A 12,698-nucleotide genomic window follows, 5' to 3' on the forward strand; every position below is an offset into this window, starting at 1 on the left:
TGGTTACGGGCCGCCTGGTTCATACCGGCCGCGTATGGACTAAGACCTGTCCTCCCATCGGCGCCGTGATGCCCGTGCTGCCGCGCGCGTTTGGCCTGTTCCTGCCGGATCCATCGCAAAAGCCGCCTCTTTGATATGCGGAAACGGCACAATGCACCCCCGGCGGGAAACCGGGTATTCCCCCATATGCCGTGCGTCACATTGCCTGTCAGGCTGGGTTGCCAAGGCCCCGGTACGGATTCATCCGAATGCCGCGACGCCTCCCCACCCGCCCCCTGAAAGGACATGCGCCATGACGCTGCCGCACCCCCCATCCACGATCTCCGGAAACCCGGGAAAGGAGACCCGGACAGCCAACTGGGTGGCTTTCGTCATCTGCGCCGCTCTCCTTTTTGATGGCTACGACCTGGTGGTCTACGGCACCGTCCTTCCGGGCCTGCTCGCAGACGCGGGCCAGATCGGTCATTTTGATGCGGCCACCGCCGGGCTCCTGGGATCCTGGGCCCTTATCGGCGTGCTGGTGGGGTCGCTGGCATGCGGGGCCGTCGGGGACTTCTTCGGCCGCCGCCGGCTGATGCTCGCGGGCATCGCGTGGTTCTCCCTGGGCATGTTCGCCACTGCCCTGGCCACGGATGTCACCGCCTTCGGCGCCCTCCGGTTTGCCACCGGGCTGGGCCTGGGCGTCGTTATCGCCAGCGCCGGCGCCACGATGGCCGAGTTCGCACCCGCGGGCCGGCGGCAGTTCTACAATGCGATCGTCTACTCCGGGGTCCCCGCGGGCGGCGTGCTGGCATCCATCCTTGGCATCGCCTTCCTGGACAGCATTGGCTGGCGCGGCCTCTTCATCATTGGATCCCTGCCCCTCCTGGTCATCCTGCCCATTGCCTGGCGGAAGCTTCCGGAATCCCCGCGGTGGCTGCTGGCCCGGGGCCGGGAAGAGGAAGCCCTGGCCGCTGCCTGGCGCACCGGGGTGCCGCTCGCCGAAGAGCAGGTGATCCGGGAGGCCGGCGCCGCCCCACGCAAGTCCGGGTTTGCCGCCGTCTTCTCCCGCCAGTTTGCCGCGGCATCCATCCTGCTGGGCCTGATGTCCTTCTGCGGCCTCCTCCTGACCTACGGGCTCAACACCTGGCTGCCCAAGATCATGGAGGGCTACGGCTACGGCCGCACCTACGCCCTGTTCTTCCCGCTGGCCCTGAACCTCGGCGCCGTGGTGGGCGGCCTGGTTGCCTCCCGGATGGCCGACCGGAAGGGACCGCAGCGGGTCATCGCTGCCACGTTTGCCCTCGCCACCATTTCCCTGGGATTGATGACGTTCAGCTTCCCGCTGCCGCTGCTCTTCACCTTCATCGCCACCGCTGGGGTGGGAACCCTGGGCACCCAGGTGCTGGTCTACGGTTTCCAGTCCAACTACTTCACCACCAACGCCCGGGCCGCCGGCGTCGCCTGGTGCGCCAGCGTGGGCCGGCTGGGCGGGGTCCTGGGGCCGATCATCGGCGGCTGGCTGGCAGCGGCGGGCATCGGCGGGGCAACAGCCTTCTACATCTACGGCGCGGTGGCCCTGCTCGGCGGCGCCGTCACCATCCTGGTGCCGCGCCAGCACCGGCTCGAGGAAGCACTGCCCACGGTTGAAGAGCCGCAAGATTACGTCGAAAAAGTATCTAAGTAAGGCTTTTTATGGTTATTCTATGAATCAATGAGGCTGCGCCGCGCCTCTCCCGGCCCGTTGGAAAGGTGGCACCGGATGGAAATCCGCCAGCTGAACTACTTCATCGCGGTCGCGGAGGAGCGGCACTTCGGCAGGGCGGCCAAGCGCCTGCACATGGCGCAGCCGCCGCTGTCCCAGCAGATCCGCCAGCTGGAAGACCAGCTGGGCGTCCAGCTCCTCAACCGCACCACCCGGCGGGTGGACCTGACGGCGGCGGGCCAGCTCCTGCTGGACCGCGGCCGCCAGATCGTCAACGACGTCGAAACGCTCCGCGCGGATGTCTACCAGGTGGGCAAGGGCGCCACGGGCGTCCTCCGGGTGGGGTTCTCCGGCTCGGCAACCTACGGCGTCATGCCGCGGATCGCGCGGCTCACCAAACAGGTCCTTCCCGGCCTGTCGCTGGCGCTGAACGGGGAGATGCTGACGCCGTCAATGGAGGCGGGGCTGCGGAACGGGACCCTGGACGCGGCGCTGCTGCGTCCCCCCGTTACGTCCGAGGAGATCGACTACCGCGTGGTCACCCAGGAGCCACTCGTCGTCGCGCTTCCCTCCTTCAGCGCCCTGGCGGTGGACCGTCCCGTGGCCATGCACGAACTGCAGGACCAGGACTTCATCGCCTACGCTCCGGAGTCCGTGCTGAACCGCATTACCTCGGACCTTTGCCGCCAGGCAGGCTTCCAGCCGCGAATCACGCAAGTTGTGGGTGAGACCTCCACAATGCTGGCGTTCGTGGCAGCGGGCGGCGGCATCGCCGTCATGCCGTCCAGCGTGCGTGCTTTCCAGCTTGAAGGCGTCGCGTACAGGGAAATCGACAATGCTCCCCCGGTGGAACTCGCCGTCGCCTGGCTACGCGGCCACCGCTCCGCGCTGTTGCAAAACTTCCTGGACATCGTGGCCACGGCAACCGCTGACGCCGCCACCCCCGCTCCCGCTGATGAAAGGCACCTCCCATCATGAAGATCGCAGCCATCGAGGCGATCCCCTACTCGATCCCGTACCGCCACCCGCTCCACTTCGCCTCCGGCTCCGTGCACGAGGCCGACCATGTCCTGGTCCGTGTCCACACCGATGACGGCGTAGTGGGGACCGCAGACACTCCGCCCCGCCCGTATACCTACGGTGAGACGCAGAAGTCCATCGTCGCGGTGGTGCAGGATGTCTTCGCCCCGCAACTGGTAGGCATCGACGTCTTTGACCGGGAAAAGATCCAGGCCGTCCTGGCCCGCACCATCCACAACCAGACCGCCAAGGGCGCGGTGGACATTGCCGTGTGGGACGTCATCGGCAAGACCCTGGGGCAGCCCGTGACCAAACTGCTGGGCGGCTACACCGATTCGCTGCGCGTCTCCCACATGCTCGGCTTCAAGCCCGCCCAGGAACTCCTGGCCTTGGCACTGGAGTTCCGGGAAACCTACGGCATCACCACCTTCAAGCTGAAGACCGGCCGCCGTCCGCTGAACCTGGACATCGAGGCCGCCAGGGTGCTGCGGGACGGCCTGGGCGAGGACGCCGAGCTGTACATGGACGCCAACCGCGGCTGGACAGCCAACGAGGCCGCCGAGGTGCTGCGCCGCACCGCCGACCTCGGCCTGCAGTTCCTTGAGGAGCCGGACGACGCCCGCGAAGTCCTGGGCCGCCGGCGCCTGGTCACCAACTCACCCATCCCCATTGCCGCCGACGAATCCGCCGCCAACCTCGGCGAGGCTGCCCGCGAAATACTCACCGGCGGGGCCAACCTCCTGTCCGTCAAGACCGCCCGGTCCGGCTTCACCGAAGCCGCCAAGATCGTTGGCATGGCCGAGGGCATGGGCATCGACGTCTACATCGGCAACCAGATCGACACCCAGGTGGGCACGGTTGCCTCGGTGGTGTTCGGCGCAGCCTTCGCCCACACGGCCAAGCGCGCGGCGGAGCTGTCCAACTACCTCGACATGACCGATGACCTGCTGGCCCGGCCGCTGGCGATCACCGGCGGCCGGATCCGCGTTCCTGAAGGTGCCGGCGCGGGCACTGACGTGGATGACGACAAGCTCGCCCACTACCGCACCGACTGACACCCACCCCTTCCACCGAAAGGTCACCATGAAGTACCTGGTCCATATGGACGTCAACCTGCCCGCCGGCATGCCCGCCGAAGAAGCCGCCGCAATCAAGGCCACGGAGAAGGCCTACTCCCAGGAACTGCAGCGCTCCGGCAAATGGCCCGAGATCTGGCGTGTGGTGGGCGAATACGCCAACTACTCCATCTTCGACGTCGAGTCCAACGACGAACTGCACGGCATCCTGCAGGGCCTTCCCCTGTTCCCGTACATGGACATCACGGTGGTTCCGCTGGCCAAGCACCCGTCGGACGTCAAGTAACCACGGGTTAGCACCGGGGCGTTGCCGGGTCAGTCCTTGGCCCGGAACGCCGCCGCGAGTTCGCTGCGTGACCGGATTCCCATCTTCCGGTACAGCCGCGTCAAGTGGTACTGCACCGTCTTTTCAGCCAGGAACAGGGCCCGGGCTGCCTCCTTGTTGGTTGCCCCCGCAGCCACCAGCTCGGCCACGGCCTGTTCCTGGGCGGTGAGCTGTTGATGGTGGGCGCCCACCGAAGAAAGCACCGGGTCCGCCGGGTCCGGCAGGTTCCCCACGTCCAGGCCGGTGGCCTTCAGCTCACGGTCGCACCGTTCCACGTACGTTGCCGCGCCGAGGGTGTCATACAGGTCCCGGGCCGCCCGCAGCACCGATGAGGCCAGGCGCCGCTTTCCGGCCCGGCGCATGCTTTGCCCGAACGCGAAACTGATCCGTGCCCGCAGGTAGGGGCGGTTGAGCCCGCGGAGGTGTCCCAGCGCCGCCTCGAAGTACTCCCTTGCCGTGTCCGGGTCCCCCTGCGCGGCCAGCAGCCGGCCCCTGGCCCACGCCACGCGGGCCAGGTCGGAGGGGACTTCCCGCTCGCGGTGCACTCCTTCGAATGCGGTGAGGAACGTCTCTGCGGCGTCGAGCTTGTCGGTCATGACCAGCGCATTGACGTAGGTGTCCTGCCACGGCCAGAAGGACACCCGCTGATCGGTCCAGGGGTCCAGTTCGGCCAGCGGCTGCAGGGCGGCCAGGGCACTTTCGTAGTCGGCCCGCGCCTCGTGGAAGCGGGCGCGCGCCAGGCTGGCCGGGACCTGCATGGCCCGGTAGGTTCCCGGCTGCACCGCGGCCTGTGACACGTAGTAGCGTGCCCGGTCCCAGTCGCCCCGCATGGACCACAGCTCGGCGGCCGTCCAGTACAGCAGCGGCCGGATCAGCGGCATCCGCGAGGTCTCCAGCCGGACGCTTGCCCGGGAGATGGTGGCGGCGGCCGCGTCCCAGTTGCCCAGCACAAGGTGGGTGCGGGCCAGCCAGGCCTCGGCCCACAGGGAGATCCGCAGCGATCCCCCGCGGTACTCGGTAGGGGCGGCCGACTCAAAATTCACCAGCGCGGACTCGGCGTTGTCCAGGCGCAGGGCCAGCCAGCCGGCGCCCATCTGCACCCGCTGCTTCTGGGCATTCTCGGCGGCCTGGGCGGAGGCCCGCTGGTAGGAGGCCTCGGCGTCCGCTATCCGGCCCTGGGCGTACAGGCCCAGGCCATAGATGGCCTCCGACTCGATGTGCGCCGGAGTTCCGGGCTCCGTAAGCGCCATGGCGCGTTCAGCCCAGCCGGTAATCATCGGACCGTCCCAGGAGGCCACCCCGTGGAGGACGAACCGCTGGGCCACCTGCGCGGCCGCGGCGGGTTCATGCTGCGGATTGCTGGTGCGCCAGGCCATCTCCAGCTGGCTTTGGGCGCTGTCATTCTGGCCGGACACCGTGGACAGGTACCCCAGAACCGAGGAGCGCAGGGGCGACGGCGGCAGGGCATCCACTGCCCCGGCCCAGGCCTGCGCCTGGGCCACGTTGCCGGAGCCCACCAGGGCGTCGACGGCTTTCAGGAGCCGGAGGTTCCGGGCGCGGATATCGGGGGACAGCCGCGAGGCGGAGAACAGCGCGGTGGAGGCATCCTGCCACGCCCCGACCGTGGCCTGCCGCCGCGCGAATTCCTCCAGTTCGGCGGCCAGGGTTTCGTCGGCTGCCGGGGTGGCCGCAACGCGGTGGCCCAGCTGTTCGCCCTCGGACTGGACAACCTCGGCGGCCTTCCAATGCAGGGCAATGCGCCGGCTCGGGACGATCTGTTCGTAAACGGCCTCCGCGGTGCCGGGTTCGAGGAAGGCGACGGCGGAGCGGGACTGGTCCACGGACAGTCCCAGCAGCCCCACGCGGTGCCCCTCATCGAGGGCCGGCATGACGGATTCCAGGCCACCCACCCTGGCCACCTCAGCCAGTCCCGCGCCGGGGCCGAGCACCGCTGCGGCTTCCGCGGCGGCCACCAGGGCGGGGGACGCGGCAGCCAGGACACTGCGGACCCTGGCACGCACCCGGGAAGTAGGCGGCAGGGAAGGGAACCACGACTGCCAGGTCTCCGGGGGCAGTTCACGGAGCAGTTCCACGATGGACTGGGCTATCCCGCCGGTGTGCGTCACCAGGCCGTGGGCCGCCGTCGCACTGAGGTCCAGGCCGAACAGGCTCCGGGCCACGTCCTGGACCTGCTGCGGCGAGAGGGGCTCCAGCGGAATGCGGACCACCTGGTGGCCGGTGAGGAAGTCGAGCACGCCGGCGGGGACACGGGGCGCGTCTACAGGATTGAGGGTCAGCAGGAACAGGACCCGCTTGTCGTGCAGCCTGCGCATGACGAAGGTGAGGATGCGCAGGCTCTCCTCATCGAGCTTGTGGACGTCGTCGACGGCGACCACCACGCTGCCGTGCGTCTGCAGGCCTTCGAGATGGGTGCTGAGGGTGGAGGCGTAGTTGACCACCTGGTCGGGGGTCAGGGAGGTAACGGGCCCCGGCGCCAGGGCCGGGCCGCCGTCGTAATCCTTTGCCGTCCGGAGCGGCAGGGTCCGCATCAGCTGGGAGTAACCGGCCAGGGCGAACTGGGCCTCCCAGTCGTCCCCCATGGCGGACAGCACGCGGACGCCGCGGGCGGCCGTCCGGCAGTGGTCAAGGAAGAGTTCCAGGAGCGCGGTTTTGCCGGACCCGGACGGACCGGAGAGGACCACGGTTCCCACCTTGCCCTTGCGGACGGTGCGGAGGATTTCCAGCAGCTGCTCGAACGCCGCGGCCCGTCCCGCCAGCGGGAAGTCCTCCGCCATCTCGCCCTGGGTGGAGCCCGCTGTCATGGCCGCAATCCTACCGGAGCGGCCCGGGCGCCCCTGGTGCCGCGCGTCCAGCACCGGCCCCTACCCCAGGTCGCCGCCGGCCACCGGGAGGATGCTGCCGGTCAGGTAGGACGCCTCGTCCGAGGCAAGGAACACGATGGGCGCGGCCTGCTCGTCCAGGGTGCCGTAGCGCTTCATGAACGAGGACTCCACCGTCTGGTCAACGATGGTCTGGTACCAGTCCTTCTCGGTGGCGGATTCGGCGTCCGGCCCGCGCTTGACCTTCCGCGGCGGGGCTTCCGTGCCGCCCGGGGCGGTGGCCACCACGCGGATGCCACGCCCGGCCACCTCCATCGCAAGCGACTGGGTCAGGGCGTTCACGCCACCTTTCGCCGCGGCATAGGGCACCCGGTGCATTCCGCGGGTGGCTACCGAGGAGACGTTCACGATCGTGCCGGAGCCCTGCTCGATCATGGCCGGCAGGACTGCCCGGCAGGTCCAGAGCGTGGGGAAGAGCGAGCGGCGGATTTCCTTCTCGATCTTGTCCTCGTCGTACTCCTCGTAGGGGCGGGCCCAGATGGTCCCGCCCACGTTGTTGACCAGGACGTCCACCCGCCCGTGGGCCGCGAGCGCGGCCTTGATGGCCTGGGTGGCGCCGGCGAAGGTCTCCAGGTCTGCGGTGACGGCCGTGGCCGAGCCCCCCGAACCAGACGCCCTGGCGGCCTCGCCGATGCCGCGGGCAACGTCGTGGACCAGGTCCGCGCGGTCCACCAGGACCACGGCGCCGCCTTCGGCGCCGATGCGTTCGGCCACTTTCTGGCCGATCCCCTGGGCTGCGCCGGTGACGACGGCGACCTTGCCGCCGAACCGGCCAGTGGTCACGTATTGCCCGGCGTACGGCGCAGCCATCAGCGGGCGGCCTTGGCGTCGATGGCCCCGGCCATGGTGTCCTTCGCGTCCTGGGCATGGGCGGTGATGACGGCGCGCAGGTGGTCCTTGTCGCCGCGTTCGAAGGCATTCACGATCTCAAGGTGGTCCTGGGTGACGCGTTCGAAGATCGGCGTGCCGGCCTCGAAGGCCGCGGCCATCTGGGCGTGGACGTCCAGGCGCCGGTAGGACTCCAGGAGCATCGGGTTGTCGCAGACCATGAAGAGGTACTCGTGGAATTCCTCGTTGGTGCGCGCGAACTCCTCGGGGTCGGTGATGTTCCCGCCCTGCACCGAGCCGGCGGTGGCTTCCGCGAGCCGGCGGAACTGGCGCAGCTGCTGTTCGCTGAGCCTTCCCAGCAGCAGTTCGCTAACCGCAAGCTCCAGGCCCATGCGGGCGTCCAGCTGGGCGAAGCTGTCCTCCTTGCGGAAATCCAGCCGGCCCGTCTCCAGTGAGGACACGGCCTCGCCGCGGCTCATGGTGTCGCCTTCGTCCTGGATCTTCTTGGCCGGTGCGGGGGCGCCGGTTTCGGCGTCGCCCCCGGTGGTCTCCTTCGGCGCGAAACGTTCGAAGTAGAAGTTGGCGGGCTTGATGCCTTCGATGTCCAGCCACTTGGAGACGGCGTTGACCATGGGCGGCGGCCCGCAGAGGTAGATGTCCACGTCGCCGTCGTTGAGGTGCTTCGGTTCGATGATCTGGGTGACGTAGCCGGTGTGCGGGGCGGAGGTGCCGGGCTCGGAGGCGATGTAGTCCCAGGTGAAGCCGGGCAGCTTCGCCTCGTAGGCGCGGAGCCAGTCCAGGCCCACGATGTCCGCCTCGCGGGTGAGCCCGTAGATGAGGTGGACCGGGGTGGACGGTGGGTTCTCGGAAAGCTTCTCCAGGATGGACAGCAGCGGGGCCAGGCCGGTGCCGCCGGCCAGGAGCAGCAGGGGCCGCTTCGGCTCGCGCAGGAAGAAGGATCCGTAGGGGCCGGTGAAGTCGATGGCGTCGCCTACCGCGGCGCGGTCGCGCAGGTACTCGGACATGGCGCCCTGCGGGGTCACGCGGACCATGAAGGACGCGTCCTGGACCTCGGGGCCGCTGCTGAAGGAGTAGGAGCGCTCGGCGTCGGTGCCGGGAACCTTGAGGTTGACGTACTGCCCGGGGAGGAAGGCGAGCGCGTCGCGGTTGTCCACATCAAGGGTGAAAGAGACCGTGGTGTCCGTGTGCCGGTTGAGCTCCTTGATGGTGGAGCTGAAGGTGGCGGCCGCCGTCTTGGCCGACTCGGACGTAGCCGGGATCTGGATGGCCAGGTCGGACTCCGGGACGGCCTGGCAGGTGAGCAGGTAGCCCTTTTCGAGCTCCTCCTCGGTCATGGCGTCGTCGATGAAGTCGCCCGGGTCGAAGGAGCCGGAATCGCAGAACGCCTTGCAGGTGCCGCAGGCGCCGTCGCGGCAGTCCGAGGGAATGTTGATGCGCGCCTTGTAGGCCGCGTCCATGACGGTCTCATAGTCGCCGACCTTGATGACTTTGGTGACGCCGTCTTCGAAGCTGAGGGCTACTTTGTGGCCCATGGGGTCCTCCTGACTGGGCGGGCGCGTCGTCGCGTCCGGGGAAAAGTTGGGGCGTGCCCGGCGGGCACAGGGGTGGGACCTGCCGTGCGGCGCCCGTACATACCGGGCGCCGGCTTGGGGCAGGTCAGATCATGTAGACGTCCACCACGTGGTGGATGTAGTCGTTCTTCAGGACCACTTTCTTCTTCAGGATCACCGGCTGCGGGCCGGAGAGGTCCAGGGTGTAGTAGCTGGTGCCGAAGTAGGTGTCCGTGGTGTTGTAGCGGAAGTAGAGGGTGAACCAGTTGAAGCGCACCTCCACCGTGCCGCCGTCGTTCGACAGCACCTCGACGTCCGTGATGTTGTGGCCGGTGCGCGGCTCCGGGAGGGAGGTGGCCGATGACCTGTCGGTCTTGATCCGGAACACCCGGTCCTCGATGCCGCCGCGGTTGTCGTAGTAGATCAGGGAGATCTCGTTCTGGGGGTCCTGCGTCAGCTGGTCGTCCACGTCCCAGGCCGGCATCCAGAATTCGGAGTCCGGGTGGTAGCACTCCAGCCATTCGTCGAACTGGCGGTCATCCAGCAGGCGGGCTTCCCGGTAGAGGAACGCCCGGACGGTTTCGAGGGTTGCGATTTCCTCCGCGGTCTTCAGGACCGGGGCGGTGTGGGTCAGGTTGGTCATGGGTTCTGCGCTCTCTGTGGTTCCGGCGGGCTCTCTCAGGCGGTGACGGGAACGGATTCCAGGGCGGAACGCTCCTCTTCCTCCGCCAGCGCCCGGTCCATGACTTCCTTCCAGTACCCGTGCTGGATGGGGTAGAGCCCCTCATCTTCGGTGCGCACGCCGGAGGCGATCACCCGGTTCATGCCCAGGGCCTGCGCCTGCTCATCCGGTCCGGCGATCTCGTGGGTGGAGCCGCGGGTCATGTCGTTCCACGGTGCGCTGGTGGCCCAGTAGGTCTTGTTGCAGGAGCGGAATTCCTCCAGGTCGTCCGGCGTGGCCATGCCCGTGGCGTTGAAGAAGTCCTCGTACTGGCGGATGCGCTTTGAACGGTTCTCCTGGGACTCGCCCTTGGGGGCGATGCAGTAGATGGTCACCTCGGTCTGGTCCGCGGAGATCGGCCGGAAGTGGCGGATCTGCGAGGAGAACTGGTCCATGATGTAGACGTTCGGGTACAGGCAGAGGTTGCGGGAGATGTTGATCATGAAGTTGGCCATCTCCTCGCCGTACTTGGCCACGAGCTCGTCGCGGCGGTCCCAGAGCGGACGGTCCTGCGGGTTGGTCCATTCCTGCCACAGCAGCAGGTGGCCGTGGTCGTAGGAGTAGAAGCCGCCCTTGACCTTGCCCCACTTGCCGGCGTCCATGGCCTTGGTCTTGTTGGCGGAGTCTCCGGCGCTGCGGCGGGCGGTGGTGGCCGCGTAGTTCCAGTGCACGGCCGTGACGTGGTAGCCGTCGGCGCCGTTCTCGGCCTGGACCTTCCAGTTGCCGTCATAGGTGTAGGTGGAGGAGCCGCGCAGCACTTCCAGGCCTTCGGGTGACTGGTCAACGATGGAGTCGATGACCTTGGTGGCGTCCCCGAGGTGTTCCTCGAGCGGGAGCACGTCGGCCTTCAGCGAGCCGAACAGGAAGCCGCGGTAGGACTCAAAGCGGGCCACCTTGGTGAGGTCGTGTGAGCCTTCCTTGTTGAAGGTCTCGGGGTAGCCGGCGTTCCGGGAGTCCTTGACCTTCAGCAGCTCGCCGGAGTTCTTGAAGGTCCAGCCGTGGAACGGGCAGGTGAAGGTGGTGCGGTTGTCCGTCTTGCGGCGGCACAGCATGGCGCCGCGGTGCGAACAGGCGTTGACCAGGCAGTTCAGCTTCCCGTCCTTGTCCCGGGTGATCATCACGGGGGTGCGGCCGATATAGGTGGTGAAGTAGTCCCCCACGTTTGGGATCTGCGACTCGTGGGCGAGGTACACCCAGTTGCCTTCGAAGATGTGCTTCATCTCGAGTTCGAAGATCTCCTGGTCGGTGAAGATCTCGCGCTTGGCCCGAATGACGCCGTTCTCGCGGTCGTCGATCACGGCGTCGGCAAGGACCTCGCGGGCATGGATCAGGTTCTCGGTCATGGCGTGCTCCTTCATTGGAGATTGCTGGACGGATGGGCGGAGGTCCACTCGGGAAGAGGCTTCGGCGGCGGACGTTGTCCAGCAATTCTTGCCGCTCGTGATTGGCCTCACATCAGGTAAATACCTAGGTTCTACCAAGGGTGTCTTTATGTACTGATAATGACTCAAAAGACGCCTAGTTGATATTTGTAACGTCCTTATCTCCGGGCCTACGCTTGAGACCAAGATCACGCGATGCCGAGCAGGGCAGGTGGAACGTCCCGCCCCGCAGGACGCGTGGGGAGCAGGAGCCCTTCCTGTCCCATTCAATGAAGAAGGTGGACATCGTCATGACCCAAACCCCAACGGACAGCCGCACGGAAAACGAAGGCACCGCCGTCGAAGCAGGCTCCAAGGCAACCGAACGGTTCGCCGCGTCAGGCAAGCTCTCGCGGGTGGATGTATCCAAGGAACGGGTGAGCCTGCTGGCCGGCGCACTGATCAAGGCCGCCAACGACATCGTCGTCGAGCACCAGGTCACCTACGAGGAATACAACGCCCTCAAAGCCTGGCTGATCAAGGTGGGCACGGACGGTGAATGGCCGCTGTTCCTCGACGTCTGGCTGGAACACACCGTTGAGGACGTGAACTCCCAGGACCGTCCCGGCACCGTCGGCACCATCGAGGGTCCCTACTACGTTCCCGGCTCTCCGGAACTCCAGACGCCCGCCACCGTGGAAATGCGCGACGACGAAGAGGGCACCCCGCTGCGGTGCACCGGCCAGTTCACCGACACCGACGGCAACCCCATCCAGGGTGCCCAGGTGGAGATCTGGCACGCGGACGCCGCCGGCTTCTACTCCCAGTACGCCCCGGGCATGCCCGAGTGGCTCTTCCGGGCAACCGTCAAGGCCTCAGACGCCGGCCGGTTCGAGATCAACACCATGCGTCCGGCGCCCTACCAGATCCCTACGGACGGCGCCTGCGGGCAGCTGATCAACGCCGCGGGCTGGCACGCCTGGCGTCCCGCGCACATCCACATCAAGGTGTCCGCGCCGGGCTACGAGCCGGTCACGCAGCAGCTGTACTTCCCCGGCGATCCCCACAACTCGGACGACATCGCCTCGGCAGTGAAGCCTGAACTGATGCTGGACCCGCGCCCCCGTACCGACGGCAAGGGCGAGGAAGTAGTTTATGACTACGTCCTGGCAAAGCAGGGCCAGAAGAAGTAGCACGCAAACTGGGAGACAC

Annotated in this window: 10 protein-coding genes; 5 read left to right on the forward strand and 5 right to left on the reverse strand. The window is 67.4% G+C overall.

The annotated features are described in order from the left end of the window. Positions 1 to 292: 292 nt before the first annotated feature. The 4 genes from MRBLMD1_RS18215 (at position 293) to catC (ending at position 4,066) form a co-directional block, all read left to right on the forward strand. Positions 293 to 1,666: an MFS transporter gene (locus MRBLMD1_RS18215; RefSeq protein ID WP_224023531.1), complete on the forward strand. Its 1,374-nt coding sequence runs from the start codon at positions 293 to 295 to the stop codon at positions 1,664 to 1,666. Between the two features lie 75 nt (positions 1,667 to 1,741). Continuing rightward, positions 1,742 to 2,662, forward strand: a complete 921-nt coding sequence (locus tag MRBLMD1_RS18220; protein WP_224023533.1) for a LysR substrate-binding domain-containing protein — start codon at positions 1,742 to 1,744, stop codon at positions 2,660 to 2,662. Beyond that, positions 2,659 to 3,759, forward strand: coding sequence for a mandelate racemase/muconate lactonizing enzyme family protein (locus tag MRBLMD1_RS18225; protein ID WP_224023534.1), 1,101 nt, complete (start codon positions 2,659 to 2,661; stop codon positions 3,757 to 3,759). The genes MRBLMD1_RS18220 and MRBLMD1_RS18225 overlap by 4 nt, the downstream gene beginning before the upstream one ends. Before the next feature lie 28 nt (positions 3,760 to 3,787). Then, a complete protein-coding gene (gene catC, locus MRBLMD1_RS18230) occupies positions 3,788 to 4,066 on the forward strand; it encodes a muconolactone Delta-isomerase (protein WP_275180556.1) in 279 nt (92 codons plus the stop codon). 29 nt (positions 4,067 to 4,095) lie between these two features. On the opposite strand, the gene MRBLMD1_RS18235 is transcribed toward catC, so the two are convergent. From MRBLMD1_RS18235 to benA, 5 genes are all read right to left on the reverse strand, one after another. Next, positions 4,096 to 6,927, reverse strand: a complete 2,832-nt coding sequence (locus MRBLMD1_RS18235) for an AAA family ATPase (RefSeq protein ID WP_364402200.1) — start codon at positions 6,925 to 6,927, stop codon at positions 4,096 to 4,098. 60 nt (positions 6,928 to 6,987) lie between these two features. Continuing rightward, positions 6,988 to 7,815, reverse strand: coding sequence for a 1,6-dihydroxycyclohexa-2,4-diene-1-carboxylate dehydrogenase (locus tag MRBLMD1_RS18240; RefSeq protein WP_364402203.1), 828 nt, complete (start codon positions 7,813 to 7,815; stop codon positions 6,988 to 6,990). Beyond that, a complete protein-coding gene (gene benC, locus MRBLMD1_RS18245; protein WP_364402206.1) occupies positions 7,815 to 9,386 on the reverse strand; it encodes a benzoate 1,2-dioxygenase electron transfer component BenC in 1,572 nt (523 codons plus the stop codon). The genes MRBLMD1_RS18240 and benC overlap by 1 nt, the downstream gene beginning before the upstream one ends. Before the next feature lie 124 nt (positions 9,387 to 9,510). Further along, positions 9,511 to 10,047: a benzoate 1,2-dioxygenase small subunit gene (gene benB, locus MRBLMD1_RS18250; protein ID WP_364402209.1), complete on the reverse strand. Its 537-nt coding sequence runs from the start codon at positions 10,045 to 10,047 to the stop codon at positions 9,511 to 9,513. 35 nt (positions 10,048 to 10,082) lie between these two features. Further along, the gene (gene benA, locus MRBLMD1_RS18255) at positions 10,083 to 11,468 is read right to left on the reverse strand and encodes a benzoate 1,2-dioxygenase large subunit (protein WP_364402212.1); all 1,386 of its coding nucleotides are present in this window, start codon (positions 11,466 to 11,468) and stop codon (positions 10,083 to 10,085) included. 329 nt (positions 11,469 to 11,797) lie between these two features. Here benA and catA point away from each other — a divergent pair, with 329 nt between their 5' ends. Continuing rightward, positions 11,798 to 12,679, forward strand: coding sequence for a catechol 1,2-dioxygenase (catA, locus tag MRBLMD1_RS18260; RefSeq protein WP_364402215.1), 882 nt, complete (start codon positions 11,798 to 11,800; stop codon positions 12,677 to 12,679). The last annotated feature ends 19 nt before the right edge of the window (positions 12,680 to 12,698 follow it).

The sequence above is a fragment of the Pseudarthrobacter sp. LMD1-1-1.1 genome (genome assembly GCF_040676255.1).
In the GTDB taxonomy this organism is placed as follows: domain Bacteria; phylum Actinomycetota; class Actinomycetes; order Actinomycetales; family Micrococcaceae; genus Arthrobacter.